Origin of the sequence: Verrucomicrobium sp. GAS474 (assembly GCF_900105685.1) — a bacterium.
In the GTDB taxonomy this organism is placed as follows: domain Bacteria; phylum Verrucomicrobiota; class Verrucomicrobiia; order Methylacidiphilales; family GAS474; genus GAS474.
In genome coordinates, this window is record NZ_LT629781.1 from 389,393 (window position 1) to 409,850 (window position 20,458).

A 20,458-nucleotide genomic window follows, 5' to 3' on the forward strand; every position below is an offset into this window, starting at 1 on the left:
CGTTAGCCCAGAATCGTCCCGACGGCGAGGTTGAACCCGCGGGCGAACTCGGCGGCGTGCATCCGCTTCTTCCCCTCGAGCTGGACCTCGCGCAGGAGGAGGCCGCCGGTCCCGCCCGTCGAGACGAGGACGCCGTGCTTGTCGACGCGGACGACCTCGCCCGGCTTCCCCTTCGCGCGGTGGGAGAAGATGGTGGTGAAGATCTTCAGCATCTTCTGGTCGGTGCCGCCCGCCATGTTGTCGGGCACCCAGGTGTAGGCGGAGGGCCACGGCGTCATCGCCCGGATGTGGGCGTCGATGTCGCGCTTCCCCTTCGTCCAGTCGATCCGGCCGTCCTCCTTCGTCAGCTTCTTCGCGTAGGAGGCGGCGACGCCGAGGTCGGACTGGGAGGTGCGGGTCGCCTTCCCCTTCTTGATGAGTGCGAGGGAGGTGAGGAGCGACTTCGCCCCGATCAGGGCGAGCCGGTCGTGGAGGGTCTGCGCGGTGTCGTCGGCCTTGATCGGCGTCTCGCCGACGAGGAGGACGTCCCCGGTGTCGAGGCCCTCGTTCATCCACATCACCGTCACGCCGCTCTTCTTCTCCCGGGCGAGGATCGCCGACTGGATCGGCGAGGCCCCGCGGAACTTCGGGAGGATCGAGGCGTGGAGGTTGAGGCAGCCGTATTGGGGCAGGTCGAGGATCACCTTCGGCAGGATCTGGCCGTAGGCGGCGACGACGATGACGTCGGGCCGGAGGTAGGCGATCTGCTTGATCACGCTGTCCCGCTTGATCTGCTCCGGCTGGAAGATCTTCAGGTGGTGCTTGAAGGCGGCCTCCTTGATCGGGGAGGGGGTCATCTTCTGCTGGCGGCCGACGGGGCGGTCCGGCTGGGTGACGACGCCGACCACGGTGTGCTCGGGGCTGGCGACGAGCGCGTCGAGCGCGGGAACCCCGAATTCCGAGGTACCGATAAAGACAACCTTCATAATCACAATAGAATCCCCCAAAAAAGCGTGGAACTCTATAAAGCCCGATTCCCAAGCAGGCGCAAGTCCGTTATATAAGACCGAGACGGTTTCCTTCCCGTTCCGACCTCTTTCCGCATGTCCGCCTCCCTGATCGCCCTTCCCGACGCCGCCGGCCTCGCCCGCGCCTCCGCCCTCCTGCGGGAGGGGAGCCTCGTCGGCCTCCCGACGGAGACCGTCTACGGCCTCGCCGCCAACGCCCTCGACCCCGCCGCCGTGGCGAAGATCTTCGAGGCGAAGGGCCGCCCCTTCTTCGATCCCCTCATCGTCCACCTCCCCGGGCTCGCCGAGGCCGAGGCCCTCGTGACCGGGGAATGGCCCGCCCAGGCCCGCAAGCTGGCCGAGCTCTTCTGGCCCGGGCCGCTGACGCTGATCCTCCCGAAGCATCCCTCCATCCCCGACCTCGTCACCAGCGGCCTCCCCTACGTCGCCCTCCGCGCCCCCTCCCATCCCGTCGCCCAGGCCGTGCTGAAGGCGGCGGGCCTCCCCCTCGCCGCGCCGAGCGCGAACCGCTTCGGCCGGATCAGCCCGACGACCGCCGAGGCCGTCGCCGAGGAGCTGGGCGGGGCCGCCGCCCTCGCGCTCATCCTCGACGGCGGCCCCTGCCCCATCGGCCTCGAGTCGACGATCCTCGCCTTCCCTGAGGGGGAATCCCGCCCCCTCCTCCTCCGCGCGGGCGGCCTCTCCGTCGAGGAGATCGAGCACGCCGTCGGCCCCCTCGCCCACAACACCCGGCTGGGGAAGGAAGCCCCTCCCGCCGGGGCCGCCGCCCCCGGCCAGCTCCCCTCCCACTACGCGCCCCGGACGCCCCTGCGCCGGATCGGCCACCCCTCGGAGGTCGCCCCCGGGGACCGGAACGCCACCGCCCTCCTCGCCTTCGGCCCTCTCGACGCGGGCGATGCCGCCTCCTTCCAGGCCGTCGAAAACCTCTCCCCCTCGGCCTCCCTCCCCGAGGCCGCCGCCCGGCTCTTCACCCTCCTGAGGACCCTCGACCACGCCGCCGCGCGGGAGATCGTCGCCCTGCCGGTCCCCGAGACCGGCCTTGGCCTCGCGATCAACGACCGGCTGATCCGGGCGGCCCACCAATGAACGCGCCGAAGGCATTCCTGACCCGCCTCCTCTTCGTCGACGACGCCGACCGGCGCCGTCCCGATCCCTCCTTCTGGGTCGGGGCCGCCTGGGCCGTCCTCCTTTTCTGCGCCACCCGCGCCGCCGTCCTCGGCCTCTACGCCCTCCGCCACTACGATGTCCTCCAGTCCGATCCGTCGAACTACATCACCATCGCGAATTACCTCACCGCCCACGGCCACCTGCCGACCGGCCCCGACATCGCCTACCGCCAGTTCCCCGGCCTCGCCCTGCTGATGGCCCTCGTCAACCCGCTCGTCGGGAACATGGAATGGAGCGGCTACCTCGTCGCCTGGGCCGCCTCCCTCGGCTCCGTCGTCCTCTTCCACGCCCTCTTCCGCAACTTCCGGCTGACCCTCCTCTACGTCGTCTTCGTCCCCAGCTGGGTCGCCTCCAGCACCCTCATCATGAGCGAGGGCCTCGCCTTCCTCCTCATCCTCACCGCGATCTGGGCCCTCCAACGCGAGGACCGGAGCCGCCTCGCCCCCCGCCTCCTCCTCCTCGCCGTCGCCGGATTCGCCCTCGTCGTCCGGAACACCGCCCTCTTCTTCCTCCTCCCCTTCGTCATCGCGTCGTGGTGGGCCGAGGAACGGAACCAGCCCCGCCGCCTGATCCTTTACCTCGGCGCCCTCGGCGCGCTCCCGCTCCTCTACCTCGCGTGGAACGTCGCCGCCGTCGGCACCCCCTTCCCGCAGAAGGAAGCCCAGCAGGCCTACTTCGCCTACACCTCGACCGACGGCTACCCCCCGGCGATGCTCACCACGCCCGGCTCCTCCCTCCTCCACGGCCTCGCGCTCGGCTGGGTCCCGCTGGCGAAGAAACTCTCCGTCGCCGCCTCCCTCCTCCTCGCCGGGTGGGCCGTCTGGCGCTTCCTCCTCCGCCCGGCCCCGCCGGGCGACTCCCTCTCCCGGCCCCTCGGCTGGGCCACCCTCGTCCACACCCTCTTCCATCTCTGCCTCGGCGGCTCCTTCGGGTTCTCCAGCTTCGACCGCTACATCTCCCATGCCGAACCGGCGCTGGTAAAAAGCCTCGATCCGGCCTCGGCCGCCCCGCCCCGCCTCCGTCTCCGCCTGGTTTGGATTGCGCTTCTGGCCCTCGTCGGCATCCTCTTTGCAGGACTCACCGGCCACGCGCCAGTCACGTTGCTCCCCTTCCTGAAGCCCGAACCTCCGCTCTAGGTGCCCACCCTCCTCCACATCGAAGCCTCCCCGAACGGCGACGCCTCCGCCTCCGGCACCGTCGCCCGCCACCTGGCGAAGAAATACATCGAGCACCGCCCGAAGTGGAAGCTGGAGACCGTCAACCTCTGGGCCGTCCGCCTCCCCGACCTCGATCCCGCCTGCCTCGCCGCCCACGGCTCCCTCATGAACCCCGGCACCGCGGCCGCCGCCGCCCCCCTCCGCAAGGGGGAGGCGCCGCCGCCGCCCGCCACCTCCCCCGAATGGGAGGAGGCCCTCGGCATCGCCGCCCACTTCGCCTCGGCCGACGCCCTCCTCTTCTCGGTCCCGATGTGGAACTTCGGCGTCCCCTACCGGCTGAAGCATTACATCGACCTCGTCATGCAGCCCGGCATCGCCTTCGCCGCCGAGCCCGACGGGCGGGGCCACTTCCCCGGGAAGATGACGGGGAAGAAGGCCTTCACCGTCTACTCCCGGGGCGGCACCTGGATCCCGAAGGTCGGCGAACCCCTCGTGGAGCACCAGGCCGCGTGGCTCCGCCAATGCCTCCGCTTCGTCGGCTTCTCCCCGATCCGGGAAATCTTCGTCGAGCCGACCTCGGGCTCCCCGAAGATGCTCCACCACACCCTCGCCGCCGCCTGCCACCGCGCCGAGGAACACGCCGCCGAATAGCGATGTCCTGGCGCCTCGATCCCAGCGACCTCGGCCTCGTCGTCGTCGACGTCCAGGAACGGCTCGTCCCCGTCCTCCACGAGCCCGCGCGGCTCGTCAAAAAGACCGCCTCCCTCGTCGCCCTCGCCCGCCTCTTCGCCCTCCCCCTCCTCGTCTCCGAACACGTGCCGGAAAAACTCGGCCCCACCGTCCCCGACCTCGGCCTCCTCCCCGACGACCGCCGCGTCCTCAAGCGGACCTTCTCCGCCGCCGCCGCGCTGGAGGCCCTCGGCGACGCCCTGCCGAAGACCCTCCTCGTCTGCGGCTGCGAGACCCACATCTGCGTCCGCCAGACCGTCTACGATCTCCGCGAGGGCGGACGGACCGTCGTCCTCGTCGGCGACGCCTGCAGCTCCCGCGCCCCCCTCGACCACGCCCTCGCCCTCGACGAGATGCGGACCGACAAGACCCTCATCACCTCGGTCGAGGCCCTCGGCTGGGAACTGACCGGCTCCGTCGATTCCCCCCGCTTCAAGGCCGTCCTCGCCCTCCTCAAGTAGCGGATCCACTCCTCTTCCATGCGCATCCTCGTCAGCGGCCTCCTCGCCCAGTATCCCTTCGGCGGGGTCATCTGGGATTACGTCCAATACCTCATCGGCTTCCGCGACCTCGGCCACGACGTCTGGTACCTGGAGGACAGCGGCATGTGGCCCTACCATCCCGTCGAGCAGACCTACACCGAGGACGCCTCCCACAACATCGCCGCCCTCGGGCGGCTCCTCGGCGAGTTCGGCTTCGGCGACCGGTGGATCTACCGCAACGGCGCGAACGGCCAATTCCACAGCGCCAACGGCCTCCTCGGCGAGAAGGAGGCCCGCGCCCTCGTCCGCGACTCCGACCTCCTCGCCAACGTCTCCGGCGCGGCGAACCTCACCGGCTACGAAGGGGGCCGGTGCCACCGCATGTACCTCGACGGCGACCCGATGTTCACCCACATCGACCTCCTCACCGACCCCGCGAAGTGCGCCACCATCCTCGCCCACGACAGCCACTTCACCTTCGGCCTGAACGTCGGGGCCGCCGACTGCCGCGTCCCCACCGGCAAGCTCGACTGGAAGAAGACCGTCCAGCCCGTCTCCCTCCGCCACTGGCCCGTCCTCCCTTCCCCCCCGAAGCACGGCTACACCACCGTCATGAACTGGGCCAGCTACGCCTCCCGCACCTGGGAAGGCGACGACTACGGGCAGAAGGACCTCGAGTTCCGCCGCTTCTTCGACCTGCCGAAGAGCGTCCCCGCGGAACGCCTCACCCTCGCCATGGGCCAGGGGCCGAAGCGCCAGCGCCCGACCGAGGCCCTCCGCGAGGCCGGATGGGAGATCCTCGAGCCGAACGAGGTCGTCCCCGACCACCTCACCTACCGCGATTTCCTCTCCGCCTCGAAGGGCGAGTGGAGCATCGCGAAGAACGGCTACGTCCGCTCCCGCAGCGGCTGGTTCAGCTGCCGCACCGCCTGCTACCTCGCCGCCGGGCGGCCCGCCGTCGTCCAGGAAACGGGGTGGAGCGCCCACCTCCCCCACGGGAAGGACGCCGGGGTCTACCCCTTCGAGACCGAGGCCGACGTCGCCGCCGCGATGGAATCGATCGCCGGGGATTACGAGGGCCACCGCCGCGCCGCCCGCCGGATGGCCGAGGAGCACTTCGACGCCCCGAAGGTCTGCGCCGACCTCCTCAAGCAGGCCGGGCTCTAGGGCCAATCTCCCTGCCCGGTCTTCGCTGTAGGCACTTTGCCTACGCATTATCCGTACCGCAAAAGAGGTCGTCTTTCCCGTGCCGGTACGGTTTTTTCGGGGCTTAAAAAATCGCCGCCACATCGTCATGAAGCCTCATTTCCCCCACCGCCTCGCGCTGGCCGCCACCCTTTTCCTCGGAACCCTCTCCGCCTCCCTCCAGGCGCAGACCCTCACCCTCCCGGGCAGCTCCACCTACAGCGTCACCACCAGCGGCGGCAACAACTTCATCACCTCGGTGACCAGCCCCGCCGGGACGACGGCCCTCTCCGCCTACGGCACCATCGCCACCGCCGCCGTCACCCTCCGCTTCGACAACACCAGCACCACGCTGAGCCAGAACTTCGTCAACACGGGCTCGGGCGTCACCTTCAACACCGGCAGCAACGGCACCGTCACCACCTTCAACGGCAACATCTCCGGCGCCGGCTCCGTCGTCGAATTCAAGTCGGGCAGCGGCCTCGCCACCTACATCCTCAACGGGGCCAACACCTACACCGGCCCCACCGACGTCCGGACGAACGTCATCCTCGAAGTCGACGGTTCCCTCTCCGCCACCTCCTCCGTCACCGTCGATACCGGCGGCACCCTGCGCGGCACCGGCTCGATCACCTCCGACGTCACCCTGGGCTCCGGCACCATCATTTCCGGCGGGAGCGACACCGCCCGCGGCACCCTCACCATCAACGGCAACCTCACCCTCGGGAGCAACAGCTCCACCTACTTCCGGCTCGATAGCGCCAGCAGCTACAGCCAGGTCCACTCCACCGGCACCGTCACCATCGGCACCGGCAACACCCTGAACCTCACCCCCGGCGCGGGGGTCCTCAACGGGAACACCTTCACCGTCGTCCAGGGGGACACCGCCGTGACCGGCACCTACGCCCGCGTCGCCAACACCCTGAACAACGCCCTCTCGTTCACCGTCAGCTACACCGGCACCACGGTCGTCGTCACCGCCGTCCAGAACTCCTTCACCGGCTACGTCCCCGCCCCCTACAAGGACGTGGCGAAGGCGATCGACAGCGCCGTCGGCGACAGCCGGGCCACCACCCTCATCGGGAGCCTGAACAGCCTCTCCGCCTCCGACCTCTCCACCGCCTTCGCCCTCATCAGCCCCGTCGCCCAGACCACCGTCGTCCCGACCTCGCTCTCCGTCAGCCGCGCCGCCATCGGCACCCTCCACGACCGCATGGACAACATCCGCGCGGGCTCGACCGGCCTCTCCCTGAGCCAGATCAACCTCATCGACCAGAACCTCCCCGCCTCGGCCCTCCTCGCCGGGACCGACCTGAGCGTCGGCCAGGGCGTGAAGGTCCTCGCCCCGACGCCGAAGAACAAGTGGGGTTTCTTCGCCGCCACCACCGGGAACTTCGGCGACGTCGACGGCCAGACGACCTCCTCCACCTACCACGGCGCGGGGTTCACCACGGGCGTCGACTACCGCCTGGACCGCGCCTTCACCCTCGGCTTCGCCACCGGCTACGACTACTCGAAGACCGACTTCGGCCAGAGCGGCTCCAGCAGCACCGTCAACACCATCCGCTTCGGCCCCTACGCCACGTGGAAGGACCAGTCCGGCGACTGGGTCGACGGCCTCGTCGGCGGCGCGTTCCACTGGTTCGACTCCGACCGCCAGGGCTACGGCGGGACGGCCAAGAGCAACACCGCGGGCCTCGAATTCGACAGCGGCGTGAAATACGGCCACGACTTCAAGATCGGCGACAACCGCGAATGGACCCTCACCCCGACCTTCGGCTTCGACTACATCCGCCTCGCCATCGACGGCTACTCCGAGACCGGCTCCCTGGCCCCCCTTACCGTCCAGGACCAGACCGCCAATTCCTTCCGCAGCAACCTCGGCGGCATCGTCGCCCGGGAATTCCGCCTGAAGGGCTTCAACCTCACCCCCTACCTCACCGCCGGGTGGTCGCACGAATACCTCGACGCCTCCCAGGCCGTCACCGCCCGCCTCGCCTCCGGCGCGGGCACCGCCTTCACCGTCACCGGGGACAACCTCGGCCACGACAGCGCCACCTACGGCATCGGCCTCCGCTCCACGCTCACCGACACCGTCTCCGCCAACGTCTCCTACTCCGGCGAAGCCAACGACCGCTACCAGGACAACAGCCTCAACGCCTCGATCCGGGTCGCGTTCTAATCGCGTTCTTGATTGTTTGGCCGGGGCGTACAGAATCGCCCCTTATGGCCTCCTTGGTTCCGTCCGCCCCCTTCCGCCTCGTCGCGCTGACCCTCGCCCTGACGCTCTCCTTCACCGGTTGCTCCCGCGCTGAAAAAACGGCCGAAGAGCCGGTCGCTCCCGCCCCTGCCGCCGCCTCCTCCTCGGTCTCGTCGGCTCCGGTCGAGGCCGCCGCCCCGGCCTCCTCCCCCGCACCCACCCCCGCCGCCCCGGAAACCGCTGCGGCCCCCGCCCCCGCTCCCGTCGAGATCACCTCCGCTCCCCACCCCTCCGACAGCGCGCCGACTCCCGTCCCCGCCCCCGTCCTTCCGACCAACGGCGAGACCCTCCACGTCCTCGTCCCCGCCGGGCACGGCCCCGCGTGGCTCGCCGAGGCCGTCCAGAAGGAGACCGGGACGAAGATCGTCTTCGTCACCTACGCCACCGCCGCCGAATTCCAGACCGCCCTTCCCGCCGCCGACCTCGTCTCGATCGACGACCGCCAGGCCGCCGAGCTGATCGGAAAGCAGCAGCTCCGCCCCCTCCCGCTCGACGCCGCCCCGCCCGCCGCCCGCCCCGCGCCCGAGTTCCTCCACCACTACTACGATCCGAAGGGCCTCTACACCTGGCCCTACGGCTGGACCCTCCTCGCCTTCGCCTACGTCCCCGAAACCGCCGCGGCCACCCCCGCCCCCGGCAAGGCCGCCGCCGCCCCCGCCCTCCGCGCGTGGAAGGAACTGACCAAGCCCGGCCAGTTCGTCACCTTCCCCGCCGGGACCGACGACGCCACCCGGCAGGCCCTCTGGAACCTCGCCAACAACAAGCTCCCCGCCGACACCGAGGCCTTCCCCGAAATGTGGAAGGCGCACACCGACGCCGACCCGGCCCCCACCGGCCTGCCGCCCTCCGTCGTCCGCATCGACACCGTCGCCGCCCTCCACTCCCTCAAGTCGAAGCCGGGCGAGGCCTGGCAGGTCGTCCTCCCCGCCGAGGGCTCCCTCCTCCGCATCCACCACTGGGCGATCCCCGCCACGGCCCCGAAGCCCGCCCTCTCCGAGGCCGCGCTGAAGTCCCTCGTCAATCCCGCCGCCGCCGCCCGCCTCGCCGTCGAGGACGACCTCGGCGTCACCCAGCCCGAGGCGAAGAAGCTCCTCCCCCCCGCCCTCCTCCTCGATCCCCTCCTCTACCCGGCCCATCCCCTGCTGAACAACACCCGCTTCGTCCGCTAGGCCGGGAACGAGCCGCCGGATGAAAGCCTTCCTGGAAAACCTCGAGCAGTTCGCCATCGACGTCATCCTGGAACGTCGCCACGGGCGCGCCGCCGTCGCCCTCCGCGTCCTCCTCCGCGCCCTCGCCTACCTCTACGAGGGGATCGTCGTCCTCCGGCTCCGCTTCTTCGAGTGGCGCTTCTCCCGCGTCCACGCCCTCGGCTGCCAGGTCATCAGCGTCGGGAACCTCACCGTCGGCGGCACGGGGAAGACCCCCATCGTCGAGAAGCTCGCCCGCCGCCTCACCGACGGGGGCCGCCGCGTCGCCATCCTCAGCCGCGGGTACAAGAGCACCCCCCTCCCCTTCCTCCAGCGGGTGAAGAACCGCCTCCGGGGCCGCGACAACGCCAGCCCGCCCCGCGTCGTCTCCGACGGCAGCCGCCTCCTCCTCGGCTCCGACCTCGCCGGGGACGAGCCCTACATGCTGGCGAAGAACCTCCGCAACGTCGTCGTCCTCGTCGACCGGGACCGGGTGAAGAGCGGCCTCCACGCCATCCGCCACTTCGGCGCCGACGTCCTCCTTCTCGACGACGGCTTCCAATACCTCCCGCTGAAGGAACGCTTCGACGTCGTCCTCGTCGACCGGGAGGCCCCCTACGGCGGCGCGAGCGGGAGCGCGGGGAACCTCCTCCCGCGCGGCATGCTCCGGGAGCCCCACCGCCACCTGAAGCGGGCGAACCTCCTCGTCATCACGAAGTGCGACGGCTCCGACCTCGCCCCGCTGAAGGCCGACCTCCGCCGCCACAACCGCCACGCCCCCTTCGTCGAGTGCTCCCACGCCCCCCGCTACCTGGAGGACCTCCGCACCGGGGAGCGCGTCCCCCTCTCCCTCCTGAAGGGCCAGCGCGTCGGGGCCGTCTCCGGCATCGCGCGGCCGGAGAGCTTCGAGGGCGGCCTCCGCGCCTTGGGAGCCGAGATCTGCTACAGCCGGAGCTTCGCCGACCACCACCGCTACGCCGGTCCCGAGATCCTCAACGCCCTCGCCCGCAGCAAGGCCCGCAACGCCCGCTTCGTCGTCACCACGGAGAAAGACGCCGTCCGCTTCCCCGAGATCCCCCTCGGCGACTTCTCCCTCCCCATCTACTTCCTCCGCGTCGAGATCGAGCTCCTGCAGGGCGGCGAAGTCCTCGACGCCCTCGTCGACCGCCTCTGCGCCACGACCGTCCCCCCGGCGAAGACCGCTCACGCGCCCGCCGTCGCCCACGCATGAAAACGCAGTCCGCTCCCGCCCGCCTCCTCCTGCGGACGCCGAACTGGCTCGGCGACGGCGTCATGGCCTTCCCCGCCGTCGCCCTCCTGCGACGCTCCCTTCCGGAGGCGAAGCTCGTCGCCGCCACCCCCGCCCACCTCGCCCCGCTCTGGGCCGCCTTCCCCGGCATCGACGAAGTCATCCCCCTGCCCAGGCCCCGCAGCTACGCCGCCACCGTCCCCCTCCTCCGCCAGGCGCGGTGCGACGCCGCCCTCCTCTTCCCCAACTCCCCCCGCACCGCCGTCGAGGCCCGCCTCGCCGGGATCGGCCCCGTCTCCGGCTTCGGCGATTGGGGCGATCCCCTCCGCCGCCTCGCCCTCCACCGCGCCCTGCCCCGCCGGGAGTTCGACCATTCGCGGCTCCACCAGAAATGGGATTGGCTCCGCCTCGTTTCGTCTTATCTCGCCACCTTCCTCGATCTCCCGCCCGGGGCGGAAGAGGAGGCCGCCGCCGCTCCCCTGCCGAAGCTGAACGTCCCCGAAAGCGCCTTCCCCGCCCCCGGCCTCCTCCTCTGCCCCGGGGCCGCCTACGGCCCCGCGAAGCGGTGGCCCGCCGAACGCTTCGCCGAGGTTGGCCGCCTTCTCCTCGAGCGCCATCCCGGCCTCGCCCCCGCCATCGTCATGGGCGCGGGCGGCGACGCCCCCGCCGCCGCCGTCGTCGCCGCCGCCCTTCCCGGCGCGATCGACCGCACGGGCCACACCCCCCTGGCCGACTTCCTCGCCGCCGTCGCCGGGGCCCGCCTCGTCGTCACCAACGACAGCGGCGCGATGCACCTCGCCGCCGCCCTCGGCACCCCCGGCATCGCCCTCTTCGGCTCGACCGAGCCCGCCCTCACCGGCCCCGTCACCGACCGGGTCCGCGTCCTCCGCGCCCACGTCCCGTGCAGCCCCTGCTTCCTGCGCACCTGCCCCATCGACTTCCCCTGCATGACCCGCCTCGAAGTCCCCGCCGTCGTCGCGGCCTGCGAGGACCTCCTCTCCCCCACTCCCTCCTCCCCATGAGCGACGCCCCTCCCCCTCCTCCGACCCCGCCCCCGGGCTACCAGCCGACCGGCACCCGCCGCGCCGCCGGGATCGTCGGCCTCGCCGTCATCGTCTCCCGCTTCTTCGGCGTCATCCGGGAACAGATCTTCGCTGCGATGTTCGGCGGCGGGAAACTCCTCGACGCCTACCTCGCCGCCTTCCAGATCCCGAACCTCCTCCGCGACCTCTTCGCCGAGGGCGCCCTCTCCACCGCCTTCACCACCCTCTTCACCCGGACGTGGGAAAAGGAGGGGCCGCCCCCCGCCTGGCTCCTCGCCAACCTCATCTTCAGCGCCGCCCTCTTCTTCCTCGGCGGCATCTGCCTCCTCGGCATCATCGACGCCCCCCTCATCGTCGAGATGACCAGCCACGGCTTCCACGCCGTCCCCGGGAAATTCGAGCTCACCGTCAACCTCACCCGCCTCCTCTTCCCCTTCATCCTCTTCGTCTCCCTCGCCTCCGTCGCCATGGGGATGCTCAACGCCCGCTTCGTCTTCGGCCTCCCCGCCTCGGCCTCCACCGTCTTCAACATCGTCTCCGTCGCCGGGGGCATCGCCGGGGCCTACGCCTGCGATCCCGTCGCCCGGGAAAACTGGGCCCATCCCCACTTCAGCGAGCGCGCCCTCTACGGCCTCTGCCTCGGCGTCCTCCTCGGCGGCTTCGCCCAGCTCGCCATCCAAATCCCCGGCCTCGTCAAGATCGGCTACCGCTTCAAGTGGACCCTGAACCCCGGCCACCCCCGCCTCCGCGAGGTCTGGTCCCTCATGTGGCCGAGCGTCATCGCCGGGGCGGCGGTCCAGATCAACGTCCTCGTCAACGGCCAGTTCGCCTCCCAGATCGACGGCGGCCGCTCCTGGCTGAACTGCGCCTTCCGCCTCATGCAGTTCCCCATCGGCGTCTTCGGCGTCTCCCTCGCCACCGCCACCCTCCCCGCCATCAGCCGCGCCTTCGCGCGGGACGACATGGCGGGCTTCGGCCAGACCGCGCGGAATTCCCTCCGCCTCGCCTTCTTCCTCACCATCCCCTCCGCCGTCGGCCTCGCCGTCCTCGCCGAGCCGATCATCCGCCTCATCTACCAGCACCTCCACTTCACCGCGCGGGACACCGCCCAGACCGCCGCCGCCCTCCAGGCCTACTCCATCGGCCTCTCCGGCTACGCCGCCATCAAGATCCTCGTCCCCTGCTTCTACGCCCTCGGCGAGCGGACCATGCCCCTCCGCGTCAGCCTCATCGGCATCGGCGCGAACCTCGTCCTGAACCTCGCCGCCATCAAGATCCTCCACTTCGGCCACGCCGGGCTCGCCCTCACCACCTCGTGCGTCGCCCTCCTCAACTTCGGCCAGCTCTTCCTCGCCCTGCGGAAGCGGATCGACATCGGCCCCGCCGTCGAGTGGACCGGCTTCCTCCTCCGCGTCCTCGCCGCCGCCGCCCTCTGCGGCCTCGGCGCGTGGGCCGCGGAACACTTCACCGCCGGGTGGCAGAACGAGCCTCTCGGGAAACTCGATACCGTCTGGCGCGGCGCCTTCTGCCTCTTCCTCGCCCTCTCCACCGGCGTCACCGCCTACGGCCTCGGCAGCATCCTCTTCGGCCTCCACGAATTCCACGAAGCCGCCGCCCTCATCAAGCGGAAGCTGAAGAGGAAGAAGTAGGCGGAGTGTGCTAACGTTCCCAAGGCCCCCCATGATCGTCCGCACCCTCCTCCTTCTCCTCATGACCTCCCTGATTTCCGCATCGGTCCCCGCCGCCTCGCTCCCCTTCTACGTCGGCACCTACACCACCCCGCCCTCCGGGCACGGCCAGGGGATCTACCGCGGCACCCTCGACACCGAGACCGGGGCGCTCACCGCTCCCGTCCTCGCCGCCGAAGCGGCCAATCCCTCCTGGCTCGTCCTCTCCGGCGACGGGCGGCGGCTCTACGCCGCGCTCGAGGCGAAGGGGGGCATCGCCTCCTTCTGGGTCGGCGGGAACGAGGAAGGCGGCCTCCTCCACTTCATCCAGGCCGTCCCCGAGCCGGCGGGCAACCCCTGCCACCTCGCCATCGACGATGCCGACCGCTTCCTCCTCGCCGCCTCCTACGGCAGCGGCGTCCTCACCGTCCTCGACACCCTCGGGGAAGCCCCCGCCCAGCCCCTCGCCCCCGTCTCCACCTTCCCCTTCACCGGCACCGGCCCCGACGCCGGGCGGCAGAAATCGTCCCACGCCCATTCGGTCTACCTCGACCGCTCCAACCGCTTCGCCTACGCCTGCGACCTCGGCGGCGACGACGTCGGCCTCTTCGCCTTCGACGCGAAGACCGGCGCCCTCACCCCGCACCTCCCCTTCGCGAAAGTCCCCCCCGGCAGCGGCCCCCGCCACCTCGCCTTCTCCAAAGACCAGCACTTCGTCTACGTCAACGGCGAGATGAAGATGAACGTCACCGCCTTCTCCCGCGACCCCGCCACCGGCGCGTTGAACCCGATCCAGACTGTCGACATGGACCCTCCCGCCGTCGTCGAGACCAAGGCCGTCGCCGGCTCCGCCGAGATCCTCGCCCACCCCTCGGGAAAATGGCTCTACGTCTCGAACCGCGGCTGGGAGACCCTCGCCCTCTTCCACATCGGAACCGACGGCAAGCTCGAAGCCATGGGCAACATCCCCCTCGACGTCAAAGGCCCCCGCGGCATGGCCATCGACCCCTCCGGCCGCTGGCTCCTCGTCGCCGGCCAATACGACGACTCCCTCAGCGTCTTCAAGATCGACCCGGAGACGGGAGCCGTGACTCCCACCGGCCAACGGCAAAGCGTCGGATCCCCGGTGGCGTTGGTTTTTGCCCCGTAAGGGAGCCCCAGCCCCCATGAGAGAGGCGTAGCGAACGCACTCCAAGGCCCCTGTCAAAGCTCGCCAGGTCGACCCCTTTGTGGCTCACTGTGTGCCGATGAAGAAAGCCGGTGCTTCAACCCGAGAGAGGGCGCAGGAGCGGCGTTGGGACCGGAAATCCCTGGGCGTGACCGGCATGATCGTCATCGTCCTTGCCCTCCTCGTCGATCTCCTCGGCATTTTCGAGTTTCAGGGAACGGCGGGAGCTTGGATTTGGGATGCCGGGTTGTCCGTTCTGGTACTCGTCGGCCTGAGTCGGTTTACGAACGGCAGAGTGGAACGGATGGAAGGGCTCCATTCCGAAGAACTCAGAGCCAACCAAGGCGCAGCCGGTGAAGAGCTCGTAGGCTCATTGCTAGACGCTCTACCCAAAGAGGAATGGCGCGTCCTGCATGACGTCAAAAGCAAGTTCGGAAACATCGATCACATCGTATTGCATCGACGAGGACATCTCTTCCTCATCGAGACCAAGTCCCACAAACAAAGGTAACCGTCGAGCAGGGAGAATTGCGAGGCGATGGCAGGGAGTTCGAGAAGAACTTCGTCAGCCAAGCCCTCCAAAACACCTACTGGCTTAGGGAGACGATTGAGGAAGTCGCCGCCGAGGAAACCTGGATCCATCCCCTCGTCGTCTTCACCGACGCCTTTGTTCCCTACCTCGAGCCGATCAAAGGCGTTCGCGTGATGAACAAACGCTTTCTCATCGAGACGCTGACGAAGCGGGCGAGCGAGCCGGGCTCATCGGTCCTGTGGACCTATGCCGAGTTGCTCCAGAAACGGCTTCAAGGCTGAACGGTTGGCCAGAATGCGGAGCATCCCGAATCCCAAAGGCACCTTCCCCGCGCTTCCTAGAAGCAGGAGCGGACGCATCCGCCGTCGACCCGCAGCGCGGCGCCGTTGACGGCGGAGGCGAGGGGGCTGCAGACGAAGCCGACCAGATCGGCGACCTCCTCCGTCGTGGCGAAGCGTTTGATCAGGGAACTCGGACGGACGTTCGTGAAGAACTCCTTCTCGAAGACGTCGAACGGCTTGCCGCCGCTCAGTTCCTTGACGAATTCCTCGACGCCCGCGGAGCGGGTCGGCCCCGGCAGGACGGAGTTCACGGTGACGCCCGTTCCGGCGCAGTCCTCGGCGAGGCCGCGCGAGAGGGCGAGCTGGGCCGTCTTCGTCATGCCGTAGTGGATCATCTCGACGGGGATCTGGATGGCGCTCTCGCTGCTGATGAAGATGACGCGGCCCCAGTTTTTCTTCTTCATCGCGGGCAGGTAGGAACGGCTGAGGCGGACGCCGCTGAGGACGTTGACCTCGAAGAACCGCCGCCAATCGTCGTCGGGGATTTCCTCGAACGGCTTCGGCTCGAAGATGCCGAGGTTGTTCACGAGGATGTCGACCTCGGGGAAGAGGCGGAGGAGTTCCCCGGTCGCCTTCTCCGTGGAGAGATCGCCCGCGAAGCCTTCGACCTTGGCCTCGGGCGTCGCCTTCCGGATCTGCTCGAGGGCGGAGGCGACGGCCTGCTCGGTCCGCCCGTTCACGATGACCCGCGCGCCTTCCGCCGCGAGGCGGGCGGCGATGGCGTGGCCGATCCCTTTGGTGGAGCCCGAGACGAGTGCAGTCTTTCCGGTGAATTGCAAATTCATGACCGCAAGATAGCAGAATACGTCCCCGAGTCCACTTTGGCGCGGCCCCTCTCCATCGGCGTCGACAATATCGCCCATTTCCGGTACCGTAGGGGGAACCAACCACCCCATGAAAGTCCTCCACGTCCTCGCGTTCGCCTTCTTGTGCGTCGGCTTCATCGGCAAGGCCGAGGCCCAGGATGACCCCCTGGCGCAAGTCAACGCGGTGCTCCAACTGGCGAGCCGCGTGGCGCTCGTGATCCCGGCCCGCCCCGGGCTCTTCCTCCTGAGTAAGGCGGTCTTGCCCGTCGGCAAGGACGTCACCATCGTCGAGCGGGCCGGGCAGCAGGAGTTCGCCGTCGTTTACGGTGCCGACGGCAAGGCGACCGCCGTCCTCCTCCCCCTCACCACGGAGAAGTTCCAGGTCCTCGTCGAGCCCGCTTCCCTCGCCGCCTACGACGGAAAGCTGAAGGCCCTCCAGGCCCCGCCCGCCGCCCTCCCTGCGGCTGGGGCCACCCCCCCGGCTCCTCCCGCCGCCTCCCCTTCCGTTGCCTCCGCCGCCCCCGCCGGCACCGGCAGCGACGCCACTGCCGTCGCGAAGAAGGGCCGCGCGGCCTGGGGCATCAAGCTTGGCATGACGAAGGACCAGGTGCAGGCCCTGAAGGGCGATCCCGACTCGTCGAGCGACGAGCTGTGGACCTACCAGCCCCTGAGCCCCGTCGGCGACCTCAGCTCCGAGGCCATGAGCAGCGCGGCGTCCCACCTCACCTTCGGGACCGTCTTCGCGAACGACGCCGCCGCCAAGGTCGCCACCAAGAAGAAGTACGAGATCTATTTCACCCACGACGTCGTCACCAACGTCGTGGTCTCGTCCTACTGAGCCGCCGGACGAGGGTTACTTCGTCCTATCGGACTGGGAGCCGCTCTTGACGAACCATCGGCCCACGAGCAACAGGAGCCCTTGAAGCAAAGCACGGCCGAAGAGGTGAACGAAGAGAGTCTGGATCACTCCGAGGCCCGTTTGAATCATTCCGAGGAGTTCTCTCATCGCAGTGGTCTCCCAGGATGAACCGGAATGGTTGGCATCCAAGCGGGAAATCCTCCCCAAAGACCAAATCCCGCCCCCCAAGGCGAGGGAGCCCGGCTGCATCCCTTATTTTGCTTACATTGTCTTTCTTGAATCCCCTATCTTGCAAAGGCGTCCTCTTTGGGATAGAATACTCTCAGGGGGTCGAAGCTTTAATTTGAGGCTTTTTGATTGGGCTGCCGATTCTGCCCGGGAAAGGGCATCAACACAGGACATAAAGGGGTTACGCCGCCCTGTCGCCTAAGCGGTGACACAGGGGGCCACAACGTAAGGCTTAGGATAATTTGCCCGTTGGCATACATCGTGCTGGAATTATGACGGATCGGCCCTTGTGGCAAAAAGACGTAACAATTGAAGTTTTGACGTACTGGACGAATTTCTTAGGATTGAGTTTATAAGGTTAGCACGTTTTCAGTCTTTCGATCGATACGAAAGGGGTCTCTCTGGAGGGGATTCGCGAAAGAGCAGCAAAAGGAAAACAACCTGAATTGATTAGTTAGAGAACAAAAACAGACCAGACCGCAACTGCCGATCACAAAACCGGATACCTACTACTATGGAAACCACCAAGACGACCGCCGCCACCGAAGGGAACTCCCTTCTCGACTCGAACCGCAACCGCAGCTGGACCCAGGAAGGGGTCCTCGAGGAGATCCGCATCTGGCAGGCCGCCGGAAAGCCCCTTTACTCCCACCACATGCGGCAGAACTTCCAGGAGCTCCTCGCCGCCGGCATCCGTTACTACGGCAGCTGGCGCCAAGCCGTCGAGGCCGCCGGGATCGCCTATGACGACGTCCGCAAATACCGCGCTTGGTCGAAGGAACGGATCGTCCTCACCGTCCAGCAGCTCCACGCCGAAGGGGCCGACCTCTCCTTCCGCGGCATGATGCTCTCGAAGTACGCCCCGATGGTCTACGCCGCGATCCGTCCGAACCACTTCGGTTCCTGGAAGGACGCCCTCTCCGCCGCCGGCCTCGCCGCCGAGGAAATCTACCGCTACAAGTCGTGGGAAGATGAGAACATCATCGAGGAAATCCGCCGCCTCAGCGAGCAGGGGGCCGACCTCTCCTCGAAGAAGATGGACGAGACCGCGAACTCGCTGATCGCCACCGCCCGCCGCCGCTTCGGCAGCTGGGGCGAGGCCGTCCGCCGCGCCGGGCTCGACTACGACCAGATCCGCCGCCGCAAGCGTTGGACGAACGAGATGATCGCCCGTGACATCCGCGACCTCGCCGACCAGGGCACCCCCCTGACCAGCACCGAAGTCCGCCAGAAGAACCCGGCGCTCTTCGCCGCCGCCTGCAAGCAGCGTTTCTTCGGCAGCTGGGTCAACGCAGTGAAGGCCGCCCAGGCCCTCCCCGCCGTCGCCGCCAAGTAAGCGCCCAAGCACTAAAAAAGCGCGACCTGAAAGGGTCGCGCTTTTTTAGTGCACACAGCTTTCTCCCCCAGCGCACCTCTTCCCAATAGGAGTCAGGGCGTATTGGCCCCGTCTCCCCCCGCAACCCGTACCCTCGGGCGTACCGGAACCATCCGATTTTAATCCAGTGAGGAGACGAGGCGCCGCCCAAGCGCGTCCGCCTAGCTAAGGCCCTCAGAACAGGAGGTTCCAGGAGGGGCAAAGCCCCTCTTGGGCTATAAAGCGGATCGCCTCCAGCTGTACAGGGTCGACCCCGCAAGCCCCGAAGGGCCGCCCCGCCCCACGACGCCCCAGGCCCCTACATCAACCCCGCCGGGGAAAACGGATTGACGATGTGAGGAATATTCATCGACGCATCCCGGTGAATATCGATGAAGGAATAAGGATGGACCTTCCCGTGCTTGTCGGTGAGCCGGAACTTGACCGACTTCCGCCAGCCGTTCATATCGAGGAAGGTCTGGATCTCCTCGGGCGGGTAGGCCATCTCGAAGTGGTCGAGGGCGGCTTCGGAGGCGATGAGGAAGTTGTCGTCCCGATGGAAGCTCCGCGCCATCACCATTTCCTCGGGCTTGAGGGAGAGGAGGCGGGCGGCGTCATTCAGGCCGGTACCGATGTAGTTCCGCTTTCCGGTGACGTCGTCGAAGGGGATCGCGGTGCCGTGATGGACGGCGAAGCGGACTCCCTTCAGGCCGACGGTCTGGTTCACCCGGGTCATGAGCGCCTGGCGCAAAGAGAGGGCGACGAAGATGGCCGTCCCGATGACTTTCGGGTTCAGGATGATGTAGAAACCGTCGCCGGTCGGAACCCAGCCGATCGCCATGTCGACCTTCTTCCCGAAGGACTGGACGGCGAGGCGGTCCATGATCCCGCCCATGAGACGGCTGACGACGCTCATCGAGACGAACTGCCCGGCATCGTCGAGGGTCGAGAAGCCGACGAAATCGGCCAAAATAATGTCGGTGCGGAGGACCGGGATTTTCCCGGTTCCTGCGCTCGCGCCTCCGGGGGCGGGGGTTCCTACGTCTTGCATGGTAAAGTCAGAGCCGGAGGCACCCTGTTTTACAGAAAAAGGGCCGAAGGCAGGGCTGATCCTAGGCGACCCTCTTTCAGAGAGGGAAGTCTTTTCTAGGAGAACAGGGCTCCCAAGAACGCACCATTTATGCCTATAGAAGACTAGGTAGATCCACCTAGCCTCCTCAGTGCATGAATGACCTTACTGAGCGGCCGAGGGGGCGGGCGCGTCAGCCGCAGGGGCGGCGGGAGCAGCGGGGGCTTCCGGGGCCAGGGCGGGCGTGGGGGAATCGGGAGCCAGATCGGGGGTCACGCCGCCGCCGCCGGGAGCGCCGGCCGCGTTGCCGGGGGCGGCACCCTGCGGCTCGAAGATGAAGGCGGGGGAGGCGACCGGAACGGTGCCGAGGGAGTTGTCGGGGAGCTTTCCGGTGGCGTCCTGCTTCTTGTAGGAGTTGCCGTCGCCGCCCTTGTGGATCACGACGAATCCCTTTTCGCCGAAGGGCTTGTCGGTCGGGTTCAGGGCGGAGCCGCTGGTGCGGGTCGGCTTCCAGTTCTTGGTGAAGAGGAAGATCGCGGAGCCGTCGTCGTTCTCGCCGACGTTGCCGAGGCCGTAGGCCACGTAGCGGGCCGAGAGCTGGGTCGGGTCCTGGCCGGGGAAGGCCTGGATGCCGGGGACCGAGAGGATCTTCATGTCGGTGACCTTCAGATAGTCGTTCTTGGTCAGGAGGATGAAGTAATCGTGAGCCGAAGGGAAGGTGCCGACGTCGGCGGGCCAGCCGTAGTTCGCGGAGCCGGTGCTGTTCGCGTCGAAGGCGGAGGTCTGGGCGGCGGTGCAGATGTTCTTGCCGTTGGAGACGGCCTTCAGCAGGTTCGCCTTGGTCATCACGTTGCCCATCGCGGGGAAGGCGAGACCGGCGATGATCCCGATGATGGTGATGACGAAGAGAAGTTCAACGAGAGTGAACGACTGGCGGCGGACTTGGCGAATAAGAAGCATCGGGGAGG

19 protein-coding genes are annotated in these 20,458 nt (G+C 68.2%); 15 read left to right on the forward strand and 4 right to left on the reverse strand.

Annotation, left to right across the window (positions count from 1 at the left end):
* Window positions 1-2 precede the first annotated feature (2 nt).
* Window positions 3-965, reverse strand: a complete 963-nt coding sequence (gene fmt, locus BLU04_RS01685; RefSeq protein ID WP_093281400.1) for a methionyl-tRNA formyltransferase — start codon at window positions 963-965, stop codon at window positions 3-5.
* A 117-nt stretch (window positions 966-1,082) separates the two neighbouring features.
* Between fmt and BLU04_RS01690 the strand changes: the two genes are divergently transcribed.
* The 13 genes from BLU04_RS01690 to BLU04_RS01750 all read left to right on the forward strand — a co-directional run bounded on the left by BLU04_RS01690 (window position 1,083) and on the right by BLU04_RS01750 (window position 15,114).
* Window positions 1,083-2,093 (forward strand): L-threonylcarbamoyladenylate synthase, encoded by a 1,011-nt coding sequence (locus tag BLU04_RS01690; protein WP_093281402.1) that lies wholly within the window; start codon window positions 1,083-1,085, stop codon window positions 2,091-2,093.
* Window positions 2,090-3,310 carry a hypothetical protein gene (locus BLU04_RS01695; RefSeq protein ID WP_093281405.1) on the forward strand — a complete coding sequence of 407 codons (1,221 nt, stop codon included), beginning with the start codon at window positions 2,090-2,092 and terminating at the stop codon, window positions 3,308-3,310. The genes BLU04_RS01690 and BLU04_RS01695 overlap by 4 nt, the downstream gene beginning before the upstream one ends.
* Window positions 3,311-3,982 (forward strand): NAD(P)H-dependent oxidoreductase, encoded by a 672-nt coding sequence (locus BLU04_RS01700; protein WP_093281407.1) that lies wholly within the window; start codon window positions 3,311-3,313, stop codon window positions 3,980-3,982.
* Window positions 3,983-3,984: 2 nt separating this feature from the next.
* Window positions 3,985-4,521, forward strand: coding sequence for an isochorismatase family protein (locus tag BLU04_RS01705; RefSeq protein ID WP_093281410.1), 537 nt, complete (start codon window positions 3,985-3,987; stop codon window positions 4,519-4,521).
* 18 nt (window positions 4,522-4,539) lie between these two features.
* Window positions 4,540-5,709 carry a hypothetical protein gene (locus tag BLU04_RS01710; protein ID WP_093281413.1) on the forward strand — a complete coding sequence of 390 codons (1,170 nt, stop codon included), beginning with the start codon at window positions 4,540-4,542 and terminating at the stop codon, window positions 5,707-5,709.
* Window positions 5,710-5,836: 127 nt separating this feature from the next.
* Window positions 5,837-7,909: an autotransporter outer membrane beta-barrel domain-containing protein gene (locus BLU04_RS01715; protein ID WP_093281415.1), complete on the forward strand. Its 2,073-nt coding sequence runs from the start codon at window positions 5,837-5,839 to the stop codon at window positions 7,907-7,909.
* Window positions 7,910-7,953: 44 nt separating this feature from the next.
* Window positions 7,954-9,156, forward strand: coding sequence for an extracellular solute-binding protein (locus BLU04_RS01720; protein ID WP_093281418.1), 1,203 nt, complete (start codon window positions 7,954-7,956; stop codon window positions 9,154-9,156).
* A gap of 19 nt (window positions 9,157-9,175) precedes the next feature.
* The gene (gene lpxK / locus BLU04_RS01725; protein ID WP_093281421.1) at window positions 9,176-10,405 is read left to right on the forward strand and encodes a tetraacyldisaccharide 4'-kinase; all 1,230 of its coding nucleotides are present in this window, start codon (window positions 9,176-9,178) and stop codon (window positions 10,403-10,405) included.
* The gene (waaF, locus tag BLU04_RS01730; protein WP_093281423.1) at window positions 10,402-11,445 is read left to right on the forward strand and encodes a lipopolysaccharide heptosyltransferase II; all 1,044 of its coding nucleotides are present in this window, start codon (window positions 10,402-10,404) and stop codon (window positions 11,443-11,445) included. The genes lpxK and waaF overlap by 4 nt, the downstream gene beginning before the upstream one ends.
* Window positions 11,442-13,115, forward strand: a complete 1,674-nt coding sequence (gene murJ / locus BLU04_RS01735) for a murein biosynthesis integral membrane protein MurJ (protein WP_093281426.1) — start codon at window positions 11,442-11,444, stop codon at window positions 13,113-13,115. Before waaF ends, murJ begins: the two co-directional genes overlap by 4 nt.
* Before the next feature lie 31 nt (window positions 13,116-13,146).
* Window positions 13,147-14,283 (forward strand): lactonase family protein, encoded by a 1,137-nt coding sequence (locus BLU04_RS01740; RefSeq protein ID WP_093281429.1) that lies wholly within the window; start codon window positions 13,147-13,149, stop codon window positions 14,281-14,283.
* Between the two features lie 97 nt (window positions 14,284-14,380).
* Window positions 14,381-14,812, forward strand: coding sequence for a nuclease-related domain-containing protein (locus BLU04_RS01745; RefSeq protein WP_157895024.1), 432 nt, complete (start codon window positions 14,381-14,383; stop codon window positions 14,810-14,812).
* Window positions 14,813-14,829: 17 nt separating this feature from the next.
* Window positions 14,830-15,114 carry a hypothetical protein gene (locus tag BLU04_RS01750; RefSeq protein ID WP_093281434.1) on the forward strand — a complete coding sequence of 95 codons (285 nt, stop codon included), beginning with the start codon at window positions 14,830-14,832 and terminating at the stop codon, window positions 15,112-15,114.
* Between the two features lie 56 nt (window positions 15,115-15,170).
* Here the strand turns inward: BLU04_RS01750 and BLU04_RS01755 are convergent, their stop codons facing one another.
* The gene (locus BLU04_RS01755; RefSeq protein ID WP_093281437.1) at window positions 15,171-15,959 is read right to left on the reverse strand and encodes an SDR family oxidoreductase; all 789 of its coding nucleotides are present in this window, start codon (window positions 15,957-15,959) and stop codon (window positions 15,171-15,173) included.
* Between the two features lie 109 nt (window positions 15,960-16,068).
* Here BLU04_RS01755 and BLU04_RS16210 point away from each other — a divergent pair, with 109 nt between their 5' ends.
* The gene (locus tag BLU04_RS16210) at window positions 16,069-16,818 is read left to right on the forward strand and encodes a hypothetical protein (protein ID WP_157895025.1); all 750 of its coding nucleotides are present in this window, start codon (window positions 16,069-16,071) and stop codon (window positions 16,816-16,818) included.
* Window positions 16,819-17,581: 763 nt separating this feature from the next.
* A complete protein-coding gene (locus BLU04_RS01770) occupies window positions 17,582-18,403 on the forward strand; it encodes a hypothetical protein (RefSeq protein ID WP_093281442.1) in 822 nt (273 codons plus the stop codon).
* Window positions 18,404-18,740: 337 nt separating this feature from the next.
* Here the strand turns inward: BLU04_RS01770 and BLU04_RS01775 are convergent, their stop codons facing one another.
* Complete coding sequence (locus BLU04_RS01775) at window positions 18,741-19,472, reverse strand: hypothetical protein (protein WP_157895026.1); 732 nt, start codon at window positions 19,470-19,472, stop codon at window positions 18,741-18,743.
* 183 nt (window positions 19,473-19,655) lie between these two features.
* On the reverse strand, window positions 19,656-20,450 hold the full coding sequence (locus BLU04_RS16795; protein ID WP_093281447.1) for a type II secretion system protein: 795 nt from the start codon (window positions 20,448-20,450) through the stop codon (window positions 19,656-19,658).
* Window positions 20,451-20,458 lie beyond the last annotated feature (8 nt).

Bases quoted from the DNA above. Each gene is read 5' to 3' on its own strand.
- BLU04_RS01705 (WP_093281410.1), top strand. From the start codon at position 3,985: ATGTCCTGGCGCCTCGATCCCAGCGACCTCGGCCTCGTCGTCGTCGAC.
- BLU04_RS16210 (WP_157895025.1), top strand. From the start codon at position 16,069: ATGAAAGTCCTCCACGTCCTCGCGTTCGCCTTCTTGTGCGTCGGCTTC.
- BLU04_RS01755 (WP_093281437.1), bottom strand. From the start codon at position 15,959: ATGAATTTGCAATTCACCGGAAAGACTGCACTCGTCTCGGGCTCCACC.
- murJ (WP_093281426.1), top strand. From the start codon at position 11,442: ATGAGCGACGCCCCTCCCCCTCCTCCGACCCCGCCCCCGGGCTACCAG.
- waaF (WP_093281423.1), top strand. From the start codon at position 10,402: ATGAAAACGCAGTCCGCTCCCGCCCGCCTCCTCCTGCGGACGCCGAAC.
- fmt (WP_093281400.1), bottom strand. From the start codon at position 965: ATGAAGGTTGTCTTTATCGGTACCTCGGAATTCGGGGTTCCCGCGCTC.
- BLU04_RS01710 (WP_093281413.1), top strand. From the start codon at position 4,540: ATGCGCATCCTCGTCAGCGGCCTCCTCGCCCAGTATCCCTTCGGCGGG.
- BLU04_RS01775 (WP_157895026.1), bottom strand. From the start codon at position 19,472: ATGCAAGACGTAGGAACCCCCGCCCCCGGAGGCGCGAGCGCAGGAACC.
- BLU04_RS01720 (WP_093281418.1), top strand. From the start codon at position 7,954: ATGGCCTCCTTGGTTCCGTCCGCCCCCTTCCGCCTCGTCGCGCTGACC.
- BLU04_RS01745 (WP_157895024.1), top strand. From the start codon at position 14,381: ATGAAGAAAGCCGGTGCTTCAACCCGAGAGAGGGCGCAGGAGCGGCGT.
- BLU04_RS01740 (WP_093281429.1), top strand. From the start codon at position 13,147: ATGATCGTCCGCACCCTCCTCCTTCTCCTCATGACCTCCCTGATTTCC.
- BLU04_RS01695 (WP_093281405.1), top strand. From the start codon at position 2,090: ATGAACGCGCCGAAGGCATTCCTGACCCGCCTCCTCTTCGTCGACGAC.
- lpxK (WP_093281421.1), top strand. From the start codon at position 9,176: ATGAAAGCCTTCCTGGAAAACCTCGAGCAGTTCGCCATCGACGTCATC.
- BLU04_RS01715 (WP_093281415.1), top strand. From the start codon at position 5,837: ATGAAGCCTCATTTCCCCCACCGCCTCGCGCTGGCCGCCACCCTTTTC.
- BLU04_RS01690 (WP_093281402.1), top strand. From the start codon at position 1,083: ATGTCCGCCTCCCTGATCGCCCTTCCCGACGCCGCCGGCCTCGCCCGC.
- BLU04_RS01770 (WP_093281442.1), top strand. From the start codon at position 17,582: ATGGAAACCACCAAGACGACCGCCGCCACCGAAGGGAACTCCCTTCTC.
- BLU04_RS16795 (WP_093281447.1), bottom strand. From the start codon at position 20,450: ATGCTTCTTATTCGCCAAGTCCGCCGCCAGTCGTTCACTCTCGTTGAA.